The 22,637-nt window shown below is 70.4% G+C and carries 22 protein-coding genes and 1 pseudogene; 20 read left to right on the top strand and 3 right to left on the bottom strand.

Annotation, left to right across the window (positions count from 1 at the left end):
• The 19 genes and pseudogenes from H5J30_RS02960 to H5J30_RS02870 all read left to right on the top strand — a co-directional run.
• A pseudogene (locus H5J30_RS02960) lies at positions 1-260 on the top strand (homoserine kinase); the annotation flags it as partial.
• Between the two features lie 557 nt (positions 261-817).
• Entirely contained in the window at positions 818-2,836 is a 2,019-nt protein-coding gene (gene rho, locus H5J30_RS02955; protein ID WP_181785569.1) for a transcription termination factor Rho, read from the top strand.
• Between the two features lie 208 nt (positions 2,837-3,044).
• Complete coding sequence (locus tag H5J30_RS02950) at positions 3,045-4,175, top strand: LCP family protein (RefSeq protein WP_181785568.1); 1,131 nt, start codon at positions 3,045-3,047, stop codon at positions 4,173-4,175.
• A 201-nt stretch (positions 4,176-4,376) separates the two neighbouring features.
• Complete coding sequence (rpmE, locus tag H5J30_RS02945) at positions 4,377-4,598, top strand: 50S ribosomal protein L31 (protein WP_018840095.1); 222 nt, start codon at positions 4,377-4,379, stop codon at positions 4,596-4,598.
• A gap of 121 nt (positions 4,599-4,719) precedes the next feature.
• Positions 4,720-5,802, top strand: a complete 1,083-nt coding sequence (prfA, locus tag H5J30_RS02940) for a peptide chain release factor 1 (protein ID WP_181785567.1) — start codon at positions 4,720-4,722, stop codon at positions 5,800-5,802.
• Positions 5,803-5,839: 37 nt separating this feature from the next.
• Positions 5,840-6,697, top strand: coding sequence for a peptide chain release factor N(5)-glutamine methyltransferase (gene prmC, locus H5J30_RS02935; protein ID WP_018840093.1), 858 nt, complete (start codon positions 5,840-5,842; stop codon positions 6,695-6,697).
• A 13-nt stretch (positions 6,698-6,710) separates the two neighbouring features.
• Positions 6,711-7,358: an L-threonylcarbamoyladenylate synthase gene (locus H5J30_RS02930; RefSeq protein ID WP_181785566.1), complete on the top strand. Its 648-nt coding sequence runs from the start codon at positions 6,711-6,713 to the stop codon at positions 7,356-7,358.
• Complete coding sequence (locus H5J30_RS02925; RefSeq protein ID WP_018840091.1) at positions 7,355-7,987, top strand: arsenate reductase/protein-tyrosine-phosphatase family protein; 633 nt, start codon at positions 7,355-7,357, stop codon at positions 7,985-7,987. The genes H5J30_RS02930 and H5J30_RS02925 overlap by 4 nt, the downstream gene beginning before the upstream one ends.
• A 148-nt stretch (positions 7,988-8,135) precedes the next feature.
• Positions 8,136-9,509: an MraY family glycosyltransferase gene (locus tag H5J30_RS02920; protein WP_181785565.1), complete on the top strand. Its 1,374-nt coding sequence runs from the start codon at positions 8,136-8,138 to the stop codon at positions 9,507-9,509.
• A gap of 257 nt (positions 9,510-9,766) precedes the next feature.
• On the top strand, positions 9,767-10,216 hold the full coding sequence (locus H5J30_RS02915) for a Cg1360 family ATP-synthase-associated protein (protein WP_181785564.1): 450 nt from the start codon (positions 9,767-9,769) through the stop codon (positions 10,214-10,216).
• Positions 10,217-10,412: 196 nt separating this feature from the next.
• Entirely contained in the window at positions 10,413-11,231 is an 819-nt protein-coding gene (gene atpB, locus H5J30_RS02910; RefSeq protein ID WP_181785563.1) for a F0F1 ATP synthase subunit A, read from the top strand.
• A gap of 80 nt (positions 11,232-11,311) precedes the next feature.
• Complete coding sequence (gene atpE, locus H5J30_RS02905; protein WP_026276655.1) at positions 11,312-11,554, top strand: ATP synthase F0 subunit C; 243 nt, start codon at positions 11,312-11,314, stop codon at positions 11,552-11,554.
• A gap of 29 nt (positions 11,555-11,583) precedes the next feature.
• On the top strand, positions 11,584-12,150 hold the full coding sequence (locus H5J30_RS02900; RefSeq protein ID WP_181785562.1) for a F0F1 ATP synthase subunit B: 567 nt from the start codon (positions 11,584-11,586) through the stop codon (positions 12,148-12,150).
• A gap of 58 nt (positions 12,151-12,208) precedes the next feature.
• The gene (locus tag H5J30_RS02895) at positions 12,209-13,024 is read left to right on the top strand and encodes a F0F1 ATP synthase subunit delta (RefSeq protein WP_181785561.1); all 816 of its coding nucleotides are present in this window, start codon (positions 12,209-12,211) and stop codon (positions 13,022-13,024) included.
• Positions 13,025-13,128: 104 nt separating this feature from the next.
• The gene (gene atpA / locus H5J30_RS02890) at positions 13,129-14,700 is read left to right on the top strand and encodes a F0F1 ATP synthase subunit alpha (RefSeq protein ID WP_181785560.1); all 1,572 of its coding nucleotides are present in this window, start codon (positions 13,129-13,131) and stop codon (positions 14,698-14,700) included.
• A 2-nt stretch (positions 14,701-14,702) separates the two neighbouring features.
• Complete coding sequence (locus H5J30_RS02885) at positions 14,703-15,644, top strand: F0F1 ATP synthase subunit gamma (protein ID WP_181785559.1); 942 nt, start codon at positions 14,703-14,705, stop codon at positions 15,642-15,644.
• Positions 15,644-17,095: a F0F1 ATP synthase subunit beta gene (gene atpD, locus H5J30_RS02880; protein WP_181785558.1), complete on the top strand. Its 1,452-nt coding sequence runs from the start codon at positions 15,644-15,646 to the stop codon at positions 17,093-17,095. Before H5J30_RS02885 ends, atpD begins: the two co-directional genes overlap by 1 nt.
• A 110-nt stretch (positions 17,096-17,205) precedes the next feature.
• The gene (locus tag H5J30_RS02875; protein WP_181785557.1) at positions 17,206-17,586 is read left to right on the top strand and encodes a F0F1 ATP synthase subunit epsilon; all 381 of its coding nucleotides are present in this window, start codon (positions 17,206-17,208) and stop codon (positions 17,584-17,586) included.
• Between the two features lie 36 nt (positions 17,587-17,622).
• A complete protein-coding gene (locus H5J30_RS02870) occupies positions 17,623-18,063 on the top strand; it encodes a DUF2550 domain-containing protein (protein WP_181785556.1) in 441 nt (146 codons plus the stop codon).
• 99 nt (positions 18,064-18,162) lie between these two features.
• On the opposite strand, the gene H5J30_RS02865 is transcribed toward H5J30_RS02870, so the two are convergent.
• From H5J30_RS02865 to H5J30_RS02855, 3 genes are all read right to left on the bottom strand, one after another.
• Positions 18,163-19,917, bottom strand: a complete 1,755-nt coding sequence (locus tag H5J30_RS02865; RefSeq protein ID WP_220188465.1) for a glycosyl hydrolase family 18 protein — start codon at positions 19,915-19,917, stop codon at positions 18,163-18,165.
• A gap of 327 nt (positions 19,918-20,244) precedes the next feature.
• Positions 20,245-21,498, bottom strand: coding sequence for a glycoside hydrolase family 18 protein (locus H5J30_RS02860; RefSeq protein WP_181785555.1), 1,254 nt, complete (start codon positions 21,496-21,498; stop codon positions 20,245-20,247).
• A 190-nt stretch (positions 21,499-21,688) separates the two neighbouring features.
• On the bottom strand, positions 21,689-22,015 hold the full coding sequence (locus tag H5J30_RS02855; RefSeq protein ID WP_181785554.1) for an Rv1322 family protein: 327 nt from the start codon (positions 22,013-22,015) through the stop codon (positions 21,689-21,691).
• Between the two features lie 199 nt (positions 22,016-22,214).
• Here H5J30_RS02855 and H5J30_RS02850 point away from each other — a divergent pair.
• Positions 22,215-22,637: LLM class flavin-dependent oxidoreductase (locus H5J30_RS02850; protein ID WP_181785553.1), on the top strand; the 423-nt coding region annotated here is incomplete at its 3' end.

The following is a 22,637-nucleotide window of genomic DNA, read 5'->3' as shown; positions in this document are numbered from 1 at the left end:
GCCCCGAGCTGCTGCTCACGGCCACCGAGGACCGGCTGCACCAGGACTACCGGGCGGCCGCGATGCCGGAGAGCACGGCGTTGGTGGCGCGGCTGCGCGCCGACGGCGTGCCCGCGGTGATCTCCGGCGCGGGGCCGACGGTGCTGGCGTTCGCGGAGGACGGCGCGGCCGAGAAGGTCGCCCGTTCGGCGGGCGACGGCTGGGCGGCGAACCGGCTGGACCTCGACCGGGAGGGGGCGAGCGTGCTGCCGCTGGCCTGACGGCCGGACGGCGGCCGTGCCACGCGACGTACGCGGGCACGCGCAGGTCACCGGCCCGCGCGCACCGTCTCCACGACGATCCGCACCACAGGAACCGCACCACGGAACGGACAACACGGAACCGGCCGCCGACGCCGGGAGAGGGGGAATGTCTGCAGGATCCGATAGTGTTAACCTCAAGGCAGCACCAGCGCACTCCAGTCGTAGGTCAAACACGGCCGTGCTGTGTGCTGGGGTCTCTCCGGGCCGCAGGGCCCGGGGGCAGGTCCCACAAGGGGATTTCCCCAGCGGGGCAGCCTTTCTTCCGGGAGCCTTCCACATTGCCTGAGCAGCCTGCCGGTGCAGTGACGCTCCCGAATCGGCACCGCTGTCGTGCGTGACACCCACCCGAGTGCCTCGCGCCACCAGCATGCCGACCCTGCACAGTCTTCACCGCCGCACGGCGGACTACCGCACCGACGCGGACCCGCGGACGCAAACGCACGGGCCGCAGCCGGAGAGCACGACCGGTCGCCGAGCCAGACAGGCCGACGCACCGCTCCAGGGAAGGACCCTTCGTGAGCGACACCACCGATCTGATGGGCGTCAACGCAGAGAACGCCGCCAGCCCAGCTTCTGGGGGTGCCTCCCAGCAGGAGACTGGGGGGGCTCCCGCAACCACCGCCGGTTCGACCAGGCGCCGTCGTGGCGCCGGCCTGGAGGGCATGGTCCTGGCGGAGCTCCAGCAGATCGCATCCGGCCTCGGGATCCGGGGCACCGCTCGGATGCGCAAGAGCCAGCTCATCGAGGTGATCAAGGAGAGGCAGGGCGCCGACGGCGGCAAGCCTGCCGAGGCCAAGGCCGAGAAGGCCGCCGACAAGGCCGGCAAGGACGCGTCGGACGGCGGCGCGGCGGCGCGGCCGAAGCGCCGGGCCACCTCCCGGGCGCGTACCGGCGAGGCCGAGCAGGCCGACGGCGACGGCTCCAAGGACGACGGCGACTCGCGGATCGACATTCCCGGCCAGCCCGTCAAGGTGCAGGACTCCGGCGCGGAGCAGGGCGCGGGCGGCGACAAGGCCGAGAAGAACGAGAAGGCTGACAAGGCCGAGAAGGCCGAGAAGGCCGACAAGGCTGACAAGGCCGAGAAGGCGGACCGGGGAGAGAAGGCGGACCGGGCCGAGAAGAACGGCGACGGCGGCCGCCAGAAGGCCGACCGCCAGGGCGGCGGCGACCGGCAGAGCGGCGGGCGCCGCGACCGGCAGAACCGCCGCAACAAGGGTGACGACGGCGGCGGTCAGGGCGGTGGCGGCGGCCAGCAGAACCAGGGCGGCGGCGGCCGGCAGCAACAGCAGCAGGACGACGACTTCGACGGCGGCCGGCGCGGCCGCAGGGGCCGCTACCGCGACCGCCGCGGGCGCCGCGGGCGCGAGGACTTCAACGAGCCGCAGATCGCCGAGGACGATGTCCTGATCCCGGTCGCGGGCATCCTCGACATCCTCGACAACTACGCGTTCGTCCGCACCTCCGGCTACCTGCCGGGCCCCAACGACGTGTACGTCTCGCTGGCCCAGGTGCGCAAGAACGGCCTGCGCAAGGGCGACCACGTCACGGGCGCCGTGCGCCAGCCGCGTGACGGCGAGCGCCGGGAGAAGTTCAACGCGCTGGTCCGCCTCGACTCGGTCAACGGCCAGGGGCCGGAACAGGGCCGCGGCCGGGCGGAGTTCGGCAAGCTCACCCCGCTCTACCCGCAGGACAGGCTCCGCCTGGAGAGCGACCCGGGCGCGCTGACGCCGCGGATCATCGACCTGGTCTCGCCCATCGGCAAGGGGCAGCGCGGGCTGATCGTGGCGCCGCCGAAGACCGGCAAGACGATGATCCTGCAGTCGATCGCGAACGCGATCACCACGAACAACCCCGAGTGCCACCTGATGGTCGTCCTGGTCGACGAGCGGCCGGAAGAGGTCACCGACATGCAGCGGTCGGTGAAGGGCGAGGTCATCTCCTCGACCTTCGACCGCCCGGCGGAGGACCACACCACGGTCGCCGAGCTGTCCATCGAGCGGGCCAAGCGGCTCGTCGAACTGGGCCACGACGTCGTCGTGCTGCTCGACTCGATCACCCGCCTGGGCCGCGCGTACAACCTGGCGGCGCCCGCCTCCGGCCGCATCCTGTCCGGCGGTGTGGACTCCACGGCGCTCTACCCGCCGAAGAAGTTCTTCGGCGCCGCGCGCAACATCGAGGACGGCGGCTCGCTGACCATCCTGGCCACCGCGCTGGTCGAGACCGGCTCGCGGATGGACGAGGTGATCTTCGAGGAGTTCAAGGGCACCGGCAACATGGAGCTGCGGCTCGACCGCAAGCTCTCGGACAAGCGCATCTTCCCCGCGGTCGACGTGGACGCCTCCGGCACCCGCAAGGAGGAGATCCTGATGCGCGCCGACGAGCTGGCCATCGTCTGGAAGCTCCGCAGGGTGCTGCACGCGCTGGACCAGCAGCAGGCGATGGAGCTGCTGCTGGACAAGATGAAGCAGACCAAGAGCAACGCCGAGTTCCTGATGCAGATCCAGAAGACCACGCCCACGCCCAACGGCGACTGACGCGCAACCCGGCGCCGATTCCCCGCGAACCGGTGCAGGTCGGGCAGTTTTCGTAGGCAAAAGCCTCCCCTTGGAACGAGGGGAGGCTTTTGCGCGTTCACCAAGACGTGTGTAACCCTTTTAGGTGATCCCTGTCGGGGAATGTGGGGAAAAGTTCGGATCCATCCGGGGGCGAATCAGGAACCTGAGCGGCCGAGGTGAGGAGCCGATGGCGGAACCGTACGCAGCCGGGGATCCCGGCCGCCGACCGCGCAGCCCCCGCCGCAAGGCGGTGCTCGTGCTGGTCTGGACCCTCGTCGGGGCCGTGATCCTCGGCGGGGCCGGCCTCACGTACCTCTACTTCCGCCTCAACGGCAACCTGACCAGCGTCGACCTGGACGCCAAGCTGGGCGGCGACCGGCCCGAGGACCTGCCGGGCGGCTCCACGGACATCCTCGTCCTCGGCTCCGACTCCCGGGCCGGCGAGAACGCCGAGTACGGCCGCGACGGGGGCGGCGCCCGCTCGGACACCGCGATGATCGTCCACGTCTACGAGGACCGGAAGCGCGCCAGCGTCGTCAGCATCCCCCGCGACACCCTCGTCGACCGCCCCGAGTGCCGGCGCGACGACGGCGACGCCGCGCCCGCCGCGGAGCGCGCGATGTTCAACGAGTCGTACTCCGTCGGCGGCCCGGCCTGCACGGTCAAGACCGTGGAGAAGATGACCGGGGTGCGCATGGACCACTTCGTGGAGGTCGACTTCAGCGGCTTCAAGCGGCTCGTCGACCAGCTCGGCGGGGTGGAGATCACCACCCGCCAGGACATCGACGACCCCGACAGCCGCCTCGACCTCAAGGCCGGCACCCACACCCTCGACGGCGAGCAGGCGCTCGGCCTGGTCCGTACCCGCAAGGGCGTCGGCGACGGCAGCGACCTCGGCCGGATAGAGCTGCAGCAGGTCTTCGTCAAGGCGCTGGTGCAGCAGGTCGGCCAGGTGGACCTGCTGACGAGCCCGGCCAAGCTCATCGGGCTCGCCGACACCGCCACCAAGTCGATCACCACGGACGACGGCCTGGGCTCGGTGAACGAGCTGCGCCGGCTGGCCGAGAGCCTGGGCGACATAGGCCCGGACGACATGCAGATGGCGACCCTCCCGGTGACGTACGACGAGCAGGACGGCAACCGCGTCGTACCGCTGGAGAAGGAGTCCGCGCAGGTCTGGAAGGCGCTGCGGGAGGACCGGCCGATACCGGAGTCGGCGCTGAAGGATCCCGCGGGCGGGCAGGCGGACCGCGACCGCGTGGTCGCCGCGCCACCGGCCGGGAGCGAGGGCCTGGAGGAGGTCGCGCCCCGCGGCTGAGCTGCACGGACTGCGGCCGGGCGACCCCGCAGCGTGAGCGCCTGGAGCCGGTCGGCGGGGGAGCCGGGGCCGTGGAATAAAGCGGGCCCGGGACCCGTTTTGGCGTGCACGACCGGTCCTCGTAGACTGGTACGTCGGCCCCGGTTCACGTGACGCAGCCCGCCGATCGACCCGGAGCCCTCCCGAACCTAGGAGAACCCCTTGAAGCGCGACATCCACCCGGAGTACGTGGAGACCCAGGTCAGCTGCACCTGTGGTAACTCCTTCACCACCCGGAGCACCGTCACCTCCGGCACCATCCGCGCGGACATCTGCTCCGCGTGCCACCCGTTCTACACGGGCAAGCAGAAGATCCTCGACACCGGTGGCCGCGTGGCCCGCTTCGAGGCCCGCTTCGGCAAGCAGGCCGCGGCGAAGAAGTAGCTCGTCCGCGTGCGCCGGGCCGGCCGCCCCGATGGGGGCGGACCGGGCCGGCGCACGTTTTTCGTCCCGTCCGGCCGCCCGCGCCCGGTCCTGCTACTTCCCCCCTACGGAGCGCCCCACGATGTTCGAGGTCGTCAAGGATCTCATCGGCGAGCACGCCACGCTTGAGCAGCAGCTCGCCGACCCCGGCGTGCACGCCGACCAGCGTCGCGCCACCAGGCTCAACAAGCGCTACGCCGAGCTGACCCCGATCATCGCCGCCTACCGCGCCTGGGAGCGCACCGGTGAGGACGCCGCCGCCGCCCGCGAGCTGGCCGCCGAGGACCCGGACTTCGCCGCCGAGGCCAAGAGCCTGGAGCGGGAGCGCGAGGAGCTGACGGAGCGGCTGCGGCTGCTGCTCGTACCGCGCGATCCGAGCGACGACAAGAACGTCATCCTGGAGGTCAAGGCGGGCGAGGGCGGCGAGGAGTCCGCGCTGTTCGCCGGCGACCTGCTGCGGATGTACCTGCGCTACGCCGAGCGGCAGGGCTGGAAGACCGAGCTGCTGGACGCCAACGAGTCCGACCTCGGCGGCTACAAGGACGTCTCGGTCTCCGTGAAGCTCAAGGGCGGCGCGCCGCCGCCCGGGCCCGGCCAGGGCGTGTGGGCGCGGCTGAAGTACGAGGGCGGCGTGCACCGCGTGCAGCGGGTGCCGGCCACCGAGTCGCAGGGCCGCATCCACACCTCCGCCGCCGGCGTGCTGGTGCTGCCCGAGGCCGAGGACGTCGACGAGGTCGAGATCGGCCCCAACGACCTGCGCATCGACGTCTACCGCTCCTCGGGCCCCGGCGGCCAGTCCGTCAACACGACGGACTCGGCGGTACGCATCACGCACCTGCCCACCGGCATCGTGGTCTCCTGCCAGAACGAGAAGAGCCAGCTGCAGAACAGGGAGCAGGCGATGCGTATCCTGCGGGCGAGGCTGCTCGCCGAGGCGCAGGAGGAGGCGGAGAAGGAGGCGGCGGACGCGCGCCGCAGCCAGGTGCGTACGGTGGACCGGTCGGAGCGCATCCGCACCTACAACTACCCGGAGAACCGGATCTCCGACCACCGGGTCGGGTTCAAGGCGTACAACCTGGACCAGGTGCTCGACGGGGAGTTGGACGCGGTGATCCAGGCATGCGTGGACGCGGACGCCGCGGCCAAGCTCGCGGACGCCGGCTGAGCACCGCACCGGATACGGCAGAGGGACCGGAGGGAACGTGAACCTGCTGCTCGTCGAAGTGGCACAGGCCACGCGGCGGCTCGCCGACGCCGGCGTGCCCTCCCCGCGGTTCGACGCGGAGGAGCTGGCGGCGTCCGTGCACGGAGTGCCACGCGGCGAGCTGCACCGCGTCGCCGACGCCGACTTCGACGCCCGCTACTGGGAGGCCGTCGCCCGCCGCGAGGCCCGCGAGCCGCTGCAGCACATCACCGGCGTCGCCTACTTCCGCTATCTGGAACTCCAGGTCGGCCCCGGGGTCTTCGTGCCCCGGCCGGAGACCGAGTCGGTGGTGGACTGGGCCATAGCGGCCGTACGCGCGATGGACGTCGTCGAGCCGCTGATCGTCGACCTGTGCACCGGCTCCGGCGCCATCGCGCTGGCCATGGCGCAGGAGGTGCCGCGGGCCGCCGTGCACGCCGTCGAGCTGGAGGAGACGGCGCTGAACTGGGCGCGCAAGAACGCCGCCCACAACGACGGCGGCGCCCGGGTCGTGCTGCACCATGGAGACGCGCGCACCGCGCTGCCCGAACTGAACGGCCAGGTCGACCTGGTCATCAGCAACCCGCCGTACATCCCGCTGACCGAGTGGGAGCACGTCGCGCCGGAAGCCCGCGACCACGACCCGCAGGCCGCGCTCTTCTCCGGCGAGGACGGCCTCGACCTCATCCGCGGTCTGGAGGTCGCGGCACGGCGGCTGCTGCGCCCGGGCGGGGTGCTGGTCGTCGAGCACGCCGACACCCAGGGCGGCCAGGTGCCGTGGCTCTTCACCGAGGAACGCGGCTGGGCGGACGCCGCCGACCACCCCGACCTCAACAACCGGCCTCGATTCGCGACCGCCCGCAGGGTCCGTACCTGAGAAGGAGATTGACATGGCACGGCGCTACGACTGCAGCGATGCGGCCGATCGCAGGACCGGGCTGCGCGAGGCCGCGTCCGCAGTCCGCCGCGGCGAGCTGGTCGTCCTGCCCACCGACACGGTTTACGGCATCGGCGCCGACGCGTTCGCCGAGGAGGCGGTGGCCTCGCTGCTGGACGCCAAGGGCCGCGGGCGCAACATGCCCACCCCCGTGCTCATCGGCTCGCCGAACACGCTGCACGGGCTGGTCAAGGACCTCAGCGAGGAGGCGTGGGAGCTGATCGACGCCTTCTGGCCGGGTGCGTTGACCGTCGTCGCCCAGCACCAGCCGTCCCTGACCTGGGACCTGGGTGAGACCCGCGGCACGGTGGCGGTGCGCATGCCGCTGCACCCGGTGGCGCTCGAACTGCTCAAGGACGTCGGCCCGATGGCCGTCTCCAGCGCCAACCTCACCGGCCACCCCGCCCCGCAGGACTGCGACGCGGCCCAGGAGATGCTGGGGGAGTCGGTCTCGGTCTATCTCGACGGCGGCCCGACGCCGGCCGCGGTGCCGTCCTCGATCGTGGACATCACCGGCCGCACGCCGGTGCTGCTGCGCGAGGGCGCGGTGACAGCGGAGCAGCTGCGCGAGGTCGCAGGCGGGCTTGAGGTCGCCAGTTGACCCCGCCCGAAGGGCGCACGGGGGACATACAGGGATTCCGGATCCTCCACGTCAGCACCGGCAACGTCTGCCGCTCGCCGATCACCGAGCGGCTGACGCGGCATGCCCTCGACGTACGCCTCGGCCCGCGGCCCGCGGCGGGCATCGCGGTGGAGAGCGCGGGCACCTGGGGGCACGAGGGCGCGCCGATGGAGGCGCACGCGGCGACGGTGCTGCGCGAGTCGGGGGCGGACCCGGACGGGTTCGCGGCCCGGGAGCTGCGCGACGAGCATGTGATCCGGGCGGATCTGGTGCTGACCGCGACCCGGGACCACCGGGCGCAGGTGATCTCCATGGGGCACTCCGCGGGGCTGCGCACGTTCACGCTCAAAGAATTCGCCCGGCTGGTACGGGCCATAGATTCCGCCACGCTGCCGCCGGCCCGCGAGGGCGCGGTGGCGCGGGCGCACGCCTTGGTGCAGGCCGCCGCGGCGCTGCGCGGCTGGCTGCTGGCGCCCAGCCCGGCGGCGGACGAGGTGTACGACCCGTACGGGGCGCCCGTGCCGTACTTCCGCCGGATCGGCGAGGAGATCGGGCAGGCGCTCGACCCGGTGGTGACGGCGCTCACAGGCGTGCCGGCCGCCGCCTGACGATGGCCGGATGCAACCGGTCGGGCGTCCGGAGGGTCTATTCCTGTACGGGCCCGCACGGGCTTCGCGTCCGTACCCGGAGAACATCGGCCCGGGAGCGGGCTAATGTGTGTGGCTGAACGGAACAGCGAAACCTCTGGGGCAGCTTGTGCGTGAATACCTGCTGACGCTGTGCATCGCAGCCGCTGTCACGTATCTGCTGACCGGCCCGGTGCGGAAGTTCGCGATCGCGGCCGGCGCGATGCCGGAAATCCGGGACCGTGACGTGCACAGCGAGCCGACGCCGAGACTCGGCGGCATCGCCATGTTCGGCGGCATGTGCGCCGCGCTGCTCGTCGCGTCGCAGTTGCGGGCCTTCGAGCGCGTCTTCGAGCTGAACGAACCCAAGGCGCTGCTGTCCGGTGCCGCGTTGATCTGGCTGATCGGCGTGCTGGACGACAAATGGGGCGTGGACGCCCTGGTCAAGCTGGGCGCGCAGATGATCGCCGCGGGCGTCATGGTGCTCCAGGGCCTGACGATCCTGTGGATCCCGGTGCCGGGCGTGGGCACGGTGGTGCTGACGCCGATGCAGGGCACGCTGCTGACGGTCGCGCTCGTCGTCATCTCGATCAACGCCGTCAACTTCGTGGACGGTCTCGACGGGCTGGCCGCCGGCATGGTGGGCATCGCCTCCGCGGCGTTCTTCATCTACGCGTACCGCATCTGGTTCGGCTACGGCATCGAGGCCGCCGCCCCCGCCGCGCTCTTCTCCGCCGTGCTGCTGGGCATGTGCGTCGGCTTCCTGCCGCACAACGTGCATCCGGCGCGGATCTTCATGGGCGACTCCGGCTCGATGCTGCTGGGCCTGGTGCTCGCCGCCGGGGCGATCTCCATCACCGGACAGGTGGACCCGGACGCGCTGAAGGTCTTCGCGGGCAGCGAGAAGCAGGCGGTGCGCTCGACGGTGCCGGTGTTCATCCCGCTGGTGCTGCCGCTGACGATCCTGGCGATCCCGATGCTGGACCTGGTGCTGGCGGTCGTACGGCGCACGTGGCGCGGCCAGTCGCCGTTCGCGGCCGACCGGGGCCATCTGCACCACCGGCTGCTGGAGATGGGCCACTCGCACATGCGGGCCGTGCTGCTCATGTACTTCTTCTCGGCGCTGGTCGCGTTCGGGATGGTGGCCTTCTCGGTGCAGGCCGACAACGTGTGGGTGGTGCTGGTGGCGGTCGGGTTGAGCGCCGCGGGGCTGGTGCTCCTGCTGCTGCCGCGGTTCGCCCCGAAGACGCCGTCGTGGGCCAACAGGCTCGTACCGCCGCGCTACCGGCGCCCCGGGGACACCGGCAACGGGTCCGACGGCGACAACCCGGGCGACGGTACGGACCCGCAGGTCGGCCCCGCCCCGGTGGGCGGCGCGGCGGCGAACGGGACGAACGGTGCGAACGGGACACCGGATTCACAGGGGCACGAGCTGGTGCCCGCGGGCATCAGCGGGTCGACGGCCGTGGGGGAGCGCTCGCGCTGGCGCCGTGCCGGACATTGAGCCCCTTAGCAGGCATATCCCCAGGTGGGCGGAGCGACGCGGCCGACGTAGCCCCTTCGTGTGACGGGCGGCACACTTACCGAGTAAAGCTCGGGTCAAGATGCTTGTGATACCGTTCACGAGAACCCGGTGCAGAGCCGAAGGACCGTAGTGCGACGGTTCTCTGGCGCGATGCCCCTCGATGCGGTGCACCCGCTCCGGGGACATGCTCGTCACCGTCGACCAGTTGCTCCCGACTCCCGCCGGAGACTCCTCATATGCAGGTCAACGACGCCCGGATCCTCCGTGGCGCCGCGATCCCGACCGCCCTCGCCGGCGTCGTGGCAGTGATCGTCAGTTCACTCGCGGCCGGTGTGAAGGGCGGTGTGGGAGCCGCCGCAGCCACCGTGGTGGTCCTTGCCTTCTTCTGTCTCGGCCTCCTCGCACTCCAGCACTTCTCGCGCAAGAACCCCGAGTTGTTCCTCGGGATCGCGCTGATCACCTACACCTCCCAGGTGTTGCTGCTCGCCGTCGTCATGGGCCTGTTCCAGGACACGACGCTCTTCAACACCAAGGCGTTCGGCTTCACCGTGCTCGCCGCGGCGCTGGTGTTCACCGCCGCGATGGGCCGTACCCACTTCCGGCTGAAGTTGCCGTACGTGGAGCCGGAGCGAGAAACCGGAGCGGGTGAACAGCGCTCCGGTACAGCCACCGAGGGCGGGCGATGAGGGGCGCCGCCCGAGCAGTGATCCGCTACTGCTATCGTCCCCCTGCCGCGCCGGTGCGCGCGTGCGCCGTGGGCCGCAGGGCCGCACCGCACCCCGCCGGCCGTTTCCCGTCCTGTCACGTACCGCTCTCCAGCGGTGCACAACGCCGACACATTGAGGTTGCCGTAGCCATGCGTCACGCCGAAGGAGCTCGCCGGTGAGTGCTGCTGATACGACGCTCGCTTTCGACGCGAGTTGCAAGATCTTCGTTGATGGTGGTTGCGGCTTCCAGTCCCCCGGTCTGCACTCGTTCGTCTTCAAGCCGATGTTCACCGTCGGCGGCTTCGAGTTCAACAAGCCGATCCTGCTGGCGCTGGTGACGACGCTGGTCCTCTGCGCCTTCTTCTGGAAGGCGTTCGCCAGCCCCGAGGTCGTACCGGGCAAGCTGCAGATGGTCGCCGAGTCCGGTTACGACTTCGTCCGCCGCGGCATCGCCTACGAGACCCTCGGCAAGAAGGAGGGCGAGAAGTGGGTGCCGCTGCTCGTCTCCCTCTTCTTCTTCATCTGGCTGATGAACCTCTGGTCGGTCATTCCGCTCGCGCAGTTCCCGGTGACCTCGATCATCGCCTTCCCCGCCGCCCTCGCGATCCTGGTCTACGTGACCTGGCTGTCGCTGACCTTCAAGCGGCACGGCTTCGTCGGCGGGCTCAAGAACCTCACCGGCTACGACAAGTCGCTGGGCGCGGTGCTGCCGCTGGTCATGCTGATCGAGTTCTTCTCCAACGTGCTCGTGCGGCCCTTCACGCACGCGGTGCGGCTCTTCGCGAACATGTTCGCCGGCCACCTGCTGCTCGTGATGTTCACCATCGCCACCTGGTTCTTCCTGAACAGCTGGGGCTTCGCCTACGCGCCCGTGGCCTTCGTGATGGTCATGGTGATGATCGCCTTCGAGCTGTTCATCCAGGCCGTCCAGGCGTACGTGTTCGTCGTGCTGACCGCCAGCTACATCTCGGGCGCGCTCGAAGAGTCGCACTGAGCCACCGCACCATCCGCACCATCCCGATTCGTCCGGTGGCCAACCCCCACCGGCCCGTAGAAGAGAAGGAAGAAACACCCATGGCTGTCATGGAGACTCTCGCCGCCGTCGAGATCAAGGGCAACCTCGGCGCCATCGGCTACGGCCTCGCCGCGATCGGCCCCGGCGTCGGCATCGGCTACATCTTCGGTAACGGCGTGCAGGCCATGGCCCGCCAGCCCGAGGCCGTCGGCCTGATCCGGCAGAACATGATTCTGGGCTTCGCCTTCTGTGAGGCGCTCGCCCTCATCGGCATCGTCATGCCGTTCGTTTACCCGTCCTGAGCGGACTCCTTCCGACGAAAGGCACCGATGTGAACCTCCTGCAGATCGCGGCCGAAGAGGAGCAGAACCCTCTCATCCCGCCGATGCCGGAACTCGTCATCGGCCTGATCGCCTTCCTCATCGTCTTCGGCCTGCTGGCCAAGAAGCTCCTGCCCCGCATCAACGAGGTGCTGGAGGAGCGCAAGGCGGCCATCGAGGGCGGCATGGAGAAGGCCGAGGCCGCCCAGATCGAGGCGGAGCAGACGCTGGATCAGTACAAGGCCCAGCTCGCCGAGGCCCGGCACGAGGCCAACCGGCTGCGCGAGGAGGCTCGCGAGCAGGGTTCGGCCCTCATCGCCGAGATGCGGGCCGAGGGCCAGCGGCAGCGTGAGGAGATCATCGCTGCCGGTCACGCCCAGGTGGAGGCCGACAAGAAGGCCGCTTCGCTGGCGCTGCGCCAGGACGTCGGCGCGCTGGCCACCGACCTGGCCGGCCGGCTGGTCGGCGAGTCCCTGGAGGACCACGCCCGGCAGAGCCGCGTCGTCGACCGCTTCCTGGACGAGCTGGAGGCCAAGGCCGCCGACCAGTCCGGGACGAAGGCCGAGGCCGGGGCATGAACGCCGGAACGGCGACGAGTCGAGCGAGCGCCAGCGAGCGAGACGAGGAGCGTGACCGATGAACGGAGCGAGCCGCGAGGCGCTGGCCGCCGCCCGGGAGCAGCTCGACGCGCTGACCGACAGCACGACCGTCGACGCGGCGAAGCTCGCCGAGGAGCTGGCCGCCGTGACCGCGCTGCTGGACCGCGAGGTGACGCTGCGGCGGGCGCTGACCGACCCGGCGCAGCCCGGCGAGGCCAAGGCCGACCTGGTCGGCCGGATCCTCGGCGGGCAGATCGGCGGCGAGACCGCCGACCTGGTCGCCGGGATGGTACGGGCCCGCTGGTCGCGGGCGCGTGACCTGGTCGACGTGCTCGAAGAGCTGGCCGACACCGCGGACCTCACGTCCGCGCAGCGGGCGGGGAAGCTCGACGACGTGGAGGACGAGCTGTTCCGGTTCGGCCGGATCGTCACGGGCGACAAGCCGCTGCGCGGGGCGCTCACCGACCGGGTGGGCAGCCGGGCCGCCAAGGCCGCGCTGCTGCACTCGCTGCTGGGCGGCCGGGCGAACCCGGTCACCGAGCGGCTGGTCGTGCGGCTCGTCGAGCGGCCGCGGGGTCGTAGCCTGGAAGGGGGCCTGGAGGCCCTGTCCAAGCTCGCCGCGGAGCGCCGGCACCGGATGGTCGCGGTCGTGTCCACCGCGGTGCCGCTCAGCGACGGGCAGAAGGAGCGCCTCGGCGCCGCGCTGTCCCGGCTGTACGGCCGGGACATGCACCTGAACCTGGACGTGGACCCCGCGGTCCTCGGCGGGATCTCGGTGCGGGTGGGCGACGAGGTCATCAACGGCTCCGTCGCCGACCGCCTCGACGAGGTGAAGCGCGGTATGGCGGGCTGACGGTCACCGACCGTCACACCCCGACTCCAGAGCATCACCAGCGGCCCGAGTGGGGCCGTGGACGCAAGAACTTACGGGCCCAACAAGGAGAGCAGGGAACCCAGATGGCGGAGCTCACGATCCGGCCGGAGGAGATCCGGGACGCGCTGGAGAGCTATGTCCAGTCGTACCAGCCGGACGCGGCCTCGCGCGAAGAGGTCGGCACGGTATCGCAGGCCATGGACGGCATCGCCAAGATCGAGGGGCTGCCCTCGGCGATGGCGAACGAGCTGCTGAAGTTCGAGGACGGCACCCTCGGCCTCGCCCTCAACCTTGAGGAGCGGGAGATCGGTGCGGTCGTCCTCGGCGAGTTCAGGGGCATCGAGGAGGGGCAGCCGGTCACCCGTACCGGCGAGGTCCTCTCCGTGCCGGTCGGCGACGGCTACCTGGGCCGGGTCGTCGACCCCCTGGGCAACGCGGTGGACGGCCTCGGCGAGATCGCCACCGAGGGCCGCCGTGCGCTGGAGCTGCAGGCTCCCACGGTCATGCAGCGCAAGTCGGTGCACGAGCCGATGGAGACCGGCTACAAGGCCGTCGACTCGATGACCCCCATCGGCCGCGGCCAGCGCCAGCTGATCATCGGTGACCGGCAGACGGGCAAGACCGCCCTCGGCATCGACACGATCATCAACCAGCGCGACAACTGGCACTCCGGCGACCCGAACAAGCAGGTCCGCTGCATCTATGTGGCGATCGGCCAGAAGGGCTCCACCATCGCCGGCGTGCGCGGCGCGCTGGAGGAGGCCGGCGCCCTGGAGTACACCACGATCGTGGCGGCCCCGGCGTCCGACCCGGCGGGCTTCAAGTACCTGGCCCCCTACACCGGCTCGGCCATCGGCCAGCACTGGATGTACCAGGGCAAGCACGTCCTGATCATCTTCGACGACCTGTCCAAGCAGGCCGAGGCGTACCGCGCCGTGTCGCTGCTGCTGCGCCGCCCGCCGGGCCGCGAGGCGTACCCCGGCGACGTCTTTTACCTGCACTCCCGGCTGCTGGAGCGCTGCGCCAAGCTCTCCGACGACCTGGGCGCCGGCTCGATGACCGGTCTGCCGGTGATCGAGACCAAGGCGAACGACGTGTCGGCGTACATCCCGACCAACGTGATCTCCATCACCGACGGCCAGTGCTTCCTGGAGTCCGACCTGTTCAACTCGGGCCAGCGCCCGGCGCTGAACGTCGGTATCTCCGTCTCCCGCGTCGGCGGTGCCGCCCAGCACCGCGCGATCCGGCAGGTCTCCGGCCGGCTGAAGCTGGACCTGGCGCAGTTCCGCGAGCTGGAGGCGTTCGCCGCCTTCGGCTCCGACCTGGACGCCGCCTCCAAGGCGGCCCTGGAGCGGGGCCAGCGGATGATGGAGCTGATGAAGCAGCCGCAGTACGCGCCCTTCCCCACCGAGGACCAGGTCGTGGCCGTGTGGTCCGGCACCAACGGCATCCTGGACGACGTGCCCGTCGGGGACGTCAAGCGGTTCGAGCGCGAGCTGCTCGACCACCTGCACCGGGAGAACAAGGACCTGCTCACGGGCATCCGCGAGGGCGGCAAGATGGCCGACGAGACCGTCGAGGCGCTGCGCGAAGCGGTCGAGTCCTTCAAGCGGCAGTTCGAGACCTCGGACGGCAAGCTGCTGGGCGAGGGCTGAGCATGGGCGCCCAGATGCGGGTCTACAAGAGGCGGATCCGTAGCGTCTCTGCGACCAAGAAGATCACCAGGGCGATGGAGATGATCGCCGCCTCGCGCGTCGTCAAGGCGCAGCGCCAGGTGGCGGCCTCCACGCCGTACGCGACCGAGCTGACCAGCGCCGTCACGGCGGTGGCCGCGGGCTCGGAGACGAAGCACCCGCTGACCACCGAGGTGGAGCGGCCGGTGCGGGCCGCGATACTGCTGATCACCAGCGACCGCGGTCTGGCCGGCGGCTACAACTCCAACGCCATCAAGCAGGCCGAGGCGCTGACCACCCGGCTGACCGGCGCGGGCAGGCAGGTCGACCACTTCATCGTCGGCCGCAAGGGCGTCTCCTACTTCGGCTTCCGCGAGCGGCCGGTGACCGAGTCGTGGACCGGCTTCACCGACAACCCGACGTACGCGGACGCGAAGAAGGTGGCCGCGCCGCTCATCGAGGCGCTGAGCAAGGAGACCTCGGAGGGCGGCGTGGACGAGATCCACATCGTCTACACCGAGTTCCACTCGATGATGACGCAGACCGCGCGGGACAACCGGCTGCTGCCGATCGTCTTCGAGAAGACCGCCGAGGAGTCGATGGAGGTCTTCGAGGCGGCGCGGAAGAAGGAGCACGAGTACCAGGCGCTGTACGACTTCGAGCCGTCCGCGGACGCCGTGCTCGACGCGCTGCTGCCGCGGTACGTCGAGAGCCGGATCTACAACGCGCTGCTGCAGTCGGCCGCCTCCAAGCACGCCGCCACCCGCCGTGCGATGAAGTCGGCGACGGACAACGCCGAGGAACTCATCAAGTCGCTCACGCGGCTTGCCAACCAGGCCCGTCAGGCCGAAATCACCCAGGAAATCAGCGAGATCGTCGGTGGCGCGAACGCCCTCGCCGACGCTTCTGCGGGGAGTGACCGATAATGACCACTGCAACGACCACCCCGGCGACTGCCACGGCGAACGGCCGAGTCGCGCGGGTCATCGGCCCGGTCGTCGACGTGGAGTTCCCCGTCGACGCGATGCCCGACATCTACAACGCGCTGACCGTCGAGGTCTCCGACCCCGCCAACGCGGGCGAGATCAAGGTGCTGACCCTGGAGGTCGCCCAGCACCTCGGTGAGGGCGTGGTACGCGCCATCTCCATGCAGCCCACCGACGGCCTGGTCCGCCAGGCCCCGGTGACCGACACCGGCGAGGGCCTGACCGTCCCCGTCGGCGACGTCACCAAGGGCCGGGTGTTCAACACCCTGGGTGACATCCTCAACGACGAGGTCGACGAGTCGGAGATCACCGAGCGCTGGCCGATCCACCGCACCGCGCCCCCCTTCGACCAGCTCGAAGCCAAGACCGAGATGTTCGAGACCGGTCTGAAGGTCGTCGACCTGCTCACCCCGTACGTCAAGGGCGGCAAGATCGGCCTGTTCGGCGGCGCGGGCGTGGGCAAGACCGTGCTCATCCAAGAGATGATCATGCGTGTGGCCAAGCTGCACGAGGGCGTCTCGGTGTTCGCCGGCGTCGGCGAGCGCACCCGTGAGGGCAACGACCTCATCGCGGAGATGGCCGAGTCCGGCGTGCTGCCGCAGACCGCGCTGGTCTTCGGGCAGATGGACGAGCCGCCGGGTACCCGGCTGCGCGTCGCGCTGGCGGGTCTGACGATGGCGGAGTACTTCCGCGACGTGCAGAAGCAGGACGTGCTGTTCTTCATCGACAACATCTTCCGCTTCACCCAGGCCGGCTCCGAGGTCTCCACCCTGCTGGGCCGCATGCCCTCCGCGGTGGGCTACCAGCCGAACCTCGCGGACGAGATGGGTCTCCTCCAGGAGCGCATCACCTCGACCCGCGGCCACTCGATCACCTCGATGCAGGCGATCTACGTGCCCGCGGACGACTACACCGACCCGGCCCCGGCGACCACCTTCGCCCACCTCGACGCGACGACGGAGCTTTCCCGTCCGATCTCCGAGAAGGGCATCTACCCCGCGGTGGACCCGCTGGCCTCCACCTCCCGGGTGCTCGACCCGCGCTACATCGCGCAGGAGCACTACGAGTGCGCCACGCGCGTGAAGGCGATCCTGCAGAAGTACAAGGACCTGCAGGACATCATCGCCATTCTGGGTATGGACGAGCTGTCCGAGGAGGACAAGCTCACCGTCTCCCGGGCCCGCCGGATCGAGCGCTTCCTGTCGCAGAACACCCACGCGGCGAAGCAGTTCACCGGTCTCGACGGATCGGATGTGCCGCTGGACGAGTCGATCGCCGCGTTCAACGCGATCGCCGACGGCGAGTACGACCACTTCCCCGAGCAGGCGTTCTTCATGTGCGGTGGCCTGGAGGACCTCAAGGCCAAGGCGAAGGAGCTGGGCGTCTCCTGACGGGTCCGCCCGCGGTTTTCATTGGCTCCGAGCCAATCGGGGGCGGGGTTCGCCCCGCCCCCGGCCCGCAAACCAGTTATTCTCTGCTAAACCCCAGTTGAGGAGCCATCGTGGCCGAGCTGCACGTCGAGTTGGTCGCCGCGGACCGTAGCGTCTGGTCCGGCGAGGCCACCCGGGTCATCGCGCGCACCCCGTCCGGTGACATCGGCATCATGCCCGGACACCAGCCGCTGCTCACGGTGCTGGAGTCCGGCCCCGTGACGATCCGTACGACGGGCTCCGGCGGGGACGGCACGGTCCTGGCGGCCGTGCACGGCGGCTTCATCTCCTTCGCGGACAACAAGCTCTCGCTGCTCGCCGAGATCGCCGAGCTCTCCGACGAGATCGACGTGGAGCGCGCGGAGCGCGCCCTGGAGCAGGCCAAGGCGGACGCCGACGCGGGGGCGGAGCGACGCGCGGAAGTGCGGCTCCTGGCCGTGGCGGGTCACTGAGGCCACGCGAGAGGAGCGGCGAGGAGGTCTGTGGAGATGTTCCTCGCTTTGCTACTGGCCGGGGCGGTGGTCGCCCTGCTGCTGCTCGGCCTCTTCCTCTTCGGACTGCGCCGCCGGCTGATCCAGCGGGCCGGCGGCACCTTCGACTGCAGTCTGCGCCGGTCCGCCCGCGCCGATCGGCCCGGGAAGGGCTGGGCGTACGGCGTCGCCCGCTACAGCGGTGACGTCATCGAGTGGTTCCGGGTCTTCTCCTACGCGCCGAGGCCGCGCCGCGTGCTGCGGCGGGACGCCATCGAGGTGCTGGAGCGCCGGGCCCCCGCGGGCGAGGAGGAACTCGCCCTGCTCTCCGACGCCGTCGTGCTGGCCTGCCGGCACGACGAGGACCGGATCGAGCTGGCGATGAGCGAGGACGCGCTCACCGGCTTCCTCGCCTGGCTGGAGGCGGCCCCGCCGGGGCAGCGCGTCAACGTGGCGTAGCGCCTGAGGAGACTCGTCCGTGGGAACGGGAAAGGGCCTGAACCCGGGGCGGGGAGGCGAGCGCACGCCGGAAACCCCGGGCTCAGGCCCGTCTGAGGGTCAGCCGAGACCGTTGTTGACCGCGGTCATCAGCTCGCCGTTGGCGGTGTCACCACTGAGTTCCCAGATGAACGCGCCGCCGAGCTGCTGGTTCTTGGCGTAGGTCATCTTCGCGGTGAGTGTCGCCGGGGTGTCGTAGCTCCACCACTGGTTGCCGCAGTGGGCGTACGCCGTGCCCGCGACCGTTCCGGTGACGGGGCACCTGCTCTTCAGCTCCTTGTAGTCGTCGATGCCCTGCTCGTACTTGCCGGGTGCCGGGCCGGTCGCGGTGCCGCCGGGCGCGCTCTGCGTCACGCCCGTCCAGCCGCGGCCGTAGAAGCCGACGCCGAGCAGCAGCTTGGCCGGCGGGATGCCCATGCCCTTCAGCTTCTGGATCGCGGCGTCGGAGTGGAACGCCGCGATCGGGATGCCGTCGTAGGAGGTCAGGGGCGAGTGCGGGGCGGTGGGGCCCTGCGCGTCCCAGGCGCCGAAGAAGTCGTACGTCATGACGTTGTACCAGTCGACGTACTGTGCCGCACCGGCGTAGTCGGCCTTGTCGATCTTCCCGCCGCTGGAGGCGTCCGCCGTGATGGCGGCGGTGAGGAGCTTGTTGCCGAACTTCGCGCGGAACGCCTGCATCATGTTCTTCATCACGGCCGGGCCGCTGCTGTCACAGGTCAGACCGCAGGCGTTGGGGTACTCCCAGTCGAGGTCGATGCCGTCGAACAGGCCCTGCCAGCGCGGGTCGTACACGAGGTCGTAGCAGGACTGGGCGAAGGCGGCCGGGTTCTGCATGGCCTGGGTGAAGCCGCCGGACCAGGTCCAGCCGCCGAACGACCAGAGGATCTTGAGGTTCGGGTGCTTCTTCTTGAGCTTGAGCAGCTGGTTGAAGTTGCCGCGCAGCGGCTGGTCCCAGGTGTCGGCGACGCCGTCGACGCTCTCGCCGGCGCCGTACGCCTTCTCGATCGCGGCGTAGGAGTCACCCATGGTGCAGCGGCCGTTCTGGACGTTGCCGAAGGCGTAGTTGATGGTGTTGATCTTCTGCGCCGTGCCGGAGGTGTCGAGGTTCTTCGCGTGGTAGTTGCGCTGGTAGACGCCCCACTCGGTGAAGTACCCCATCTTGATCTTGTTGCCGCCGGGGCCGCCGCCGCCCGTGGTGGTGACGGTCTGCGAGCCGCTGGAGGGGCCGACCTGGTCCGCGGTGTCGCGGGCGCGGACGCTGTAGGTGTACGGGGTGCCGGCGGTCAGGCCGGTGTCCGTGTACCTGGTGTCGGTGACCGTGGCGACCTTGGTGCTGCCGCGGTACACGTCGTAGTTCTTGATGCCCTTGTCGTCGGTGGCGGCCGTCCAGCTCAGCGCCACGGAGGTGTCCGTGACGGTCCCGGCGCTGGGCGTGCCGGGAGCCGAGGGGGCGCTGTCGCCGGGGACGCCGCCGCCGTCGCAGGCGTCGCCGTTCAGGGTGCAGTTGGTGACGGTGCCGCCACCGCTGCCGGAGCCGTTGAAGCCGAAGGTGAGGCTGGCGCCCGGGGCGAGGCTGCCGTTGTACGACTTGTTCTTGGCGGTCCAGCGGGTGCCGGTGTGGGAGACGTCGGCGTCCCAGGAGGACGTGACGCTGGTGCCGGCGGGGAAGTCCCAGGATATGGACCAGGAGGAGATCGAGGCGGTGCCGGTGTTCTTCACCGTCCACCTGCCCTCGAAGCCGGTGCCCCAGTCTGCGGCCTTCTGGTAGGTCGCGGTCGCCCCGGCCGCCTGGGCGGGGCTGGCGAGTCCGACCATGGCGGCGAGCGGGATGGCCACGGCGGCCACGATGGCCGTGGCGCGTCTCAGCAGGCGACTGCCGGTGGGGGATCTCAAGGTGTGTCTCCCTCGTCGAGTGCCGTTCCGAACAGGTGCGGGCGGCGCGTCCGCGCGTACGGCCGTCCGTCGTACACGAGCCAGGTGTTGTTCATGCCATGACACTCACTCGCCAGGGAGGCTATTGGTACATACCAATGTGGTCAATAGGTCTGGACCAAATGGCAGAAGCCCGGGTCGGTGGGGGCGACTCCACCTTCCCGGGCTCCGGTCGGCGCGGTGGCCGGCGCGGTGGCCGGCCGAACGGCCTCAGCCGAGGCCGCTGTTGACCGCCGACATCAGCTCGCCGTTCGCGGTGTCACCGCTCATCTCCCAGATGAACGCGCCGCCGAGGCCCTGCTGCTTGGCGTAGGACATCTTCCCGCCGATGGTCTGCGGGGTGTCGTAGCTCCACCACTGGTTGCCGCAGTGCGCGTACGCGGTGCCGGCGACGGTGCCGGTGGTGGGGCACTTGGCCTTGAGTTCCTTGTAGTCGTCGATGCCCTGCTCGTACTTGCCGGGCGCGGGTCCGGTGGCCGTGCCGCCGGGTTCGCTCTGGGTCACGCCGGTCCAGCCGCGGCCGTAGAAGCCGACGCCGAGCAGCAGCTTGTTGGCCGGGATGCCGATGCCCTTCAGCTTCTGGATCGCGGCGTCGGAGTGGAACGCGGCGATCGGGATGCCGTCGTACGACGTCAGCGGCGAGTGCGGGGCGGTGGGGCCCTGCGCGTCCCAGGCGCCGAAGAAGTCGTACGTCATGACGTTGTACCAGTCGGCGTACTCGGCGGCGCCGGCGTAGTCCGCCTTGTCGATCTTTCCGTCGGCGGAGGCGTCCGCCGTGATGGCGGCGGTGACGAGCTGGTCGCCGAACTTCGCGCGGAACGCCTGCATCATGTTCTTCATCACGGCCGGGCCGCTGGTGTCGCAGGACAGGCCGCAGGCGTTGGGGTACTCCCAGTCGAGGTCGATGCCGTCGAACAGGCCCTGCCAGCGCGGGTCGTTCACCAGGTCGTAGCACGACTGCGCGAACGCTTCGGGGTTCTGCATGGCCTGGCCGAAGCCGCCGGACCAGGTCCAGCCGCCGAAGGACCAGAGGATCTTGAGGTTCGGGTGCTTCTTCTTCAGCTTGAGCAGCTGGTTGAAGTTGCCGCGCAGCGGCTGGTCCCAGGTGTCGGCGACGCCGTCGACGCTCTGGTCCGCGGTGTAGCTCTTCTCGATGGCCGCGAAGGAGTCGCCCATGGTGCAGCGGCCGCCCTGGACGTTGCCGAAGGCGTAGTTGATGTGGGTGAGCTTCTGGGCCGAGCCGGAGGTGTCGAGGTTCTTGGCGTGGTAGTTGCGGTCGTAGACGCCCCACTCGGTGAAGTAGCCGAGCTTCACCCCGGCGGCCTTGGGCCCGGCGGGGGTCGTCGCGGCGCCCGCGGTGCTGGACGGGGCGAGCGTGGCCAGCACCGTGAGCGGGATCGCGAGCGCCAGAGTCAGCAGAACGCCGATGACGCGGGTACGGGTGCGTACGTGGGGGGATCTCAAGGGCGTGCTCCTAGGTCCGGATGCGTGTGGGGGTGGGACCTGCGTCGCCCGGCGAGCATCGGTCAGGATGTCATGCTCACCGCAGTAATGCGGGAGCGTAGAGAAGGTCTGTACCAATCGTCAATAGGTCTGGACCACAGAGGGGTTGCCCGGTATCGCGGGTGGTGCGTCCGCGCCGGCGCGTGCGGCGTCAGTGGCGCGGCGCGTTCCGCGAGCGCTGCGGCCGGGTGCCGCGGCGGTCGCGGGCGTTCCAGCAGGCCGTGTGCCAGTGCCGGCGCAGGTCCGCGCCGCGGTGTTCCGGCCACGCCACCACGTGCGGCGTACTGGGGCGGATCTCCTGATCGCAGCCCGGGCAGCGGTAGCTCTTGTCGGCCGCGGACCCGGAGACGCGGCGGAAGAGGAACTCCTCGCCCCCGTAGTCCACCGCGTCGGGCATGCCGATGCGGCCGGCGAGGTCGTCGTCCGCGGGCGGACGGGCGGCGCCGCGCGAGCGCGGCTTGTTCCGGCGGGGGGACACGTCGGCACCTCGGGAAGATCGTCGTGACGAATTCCCTACCAGGGTACGGGGCACGAAGTCCAGCCCCGGGCACAAAGAATGACGATTCACCCGCCTATCACCAACAATGAAGACGACTTCGGGGTTGCGCCCCATCGCCGCAGGTGACGGGCCTTTCGTACCCCTCGCACAACAGCACCATCGGTACACAGGGGGCAGGATGCACATCGGCTCGTTTGTGCTCGCCGCCCAGTTTCCCGGCCAGGGACAGGGCGAAGCCCTGCACCGCGCCGTGCGGACGGGCGTAGCGGCGGAGGAGGCGGGGCTCGACTCCGTCTGGCTCGCCGAGCACCACTTCATCCCGTACGGCACCTGCCCCTCGGCGGTCACCCTGGCCGCGCTGCTCCTCGGCCGCACCAGCCGCATCCGCGTCGGCACCGCCGTCAGCGTGCTGCCCACGCAGCACCCCGTCGCCCTCGGCGAGCAGGCCGCGCTGCTCCACCACGCCGCGCAGGGGCGCTTCGTGCTCGGGGTGGGGCGGGGCGGGCCGTGGGTGGACCTGGAGGTCTTCGGCACCGGCCTCGCCGCGTACGAGAGCGACTTCCCCGAGTCGCTGGACCTGCTGCTGCGCTGGCTGCGCGAG

It is taken from the genome of Streptomyces phytophilus, assembly GCF_013870535.1.
Classification (GTDB): domain Bacteria; phylum Actinomycetota; class Actinomycetes; order Streptomycetales; family Streptomycetaceae; genus Streptomyces; species Streptomyces phytophilus.
This window is presented reverse-complemented; position numbering and strand designations above follow the sequence as displayed.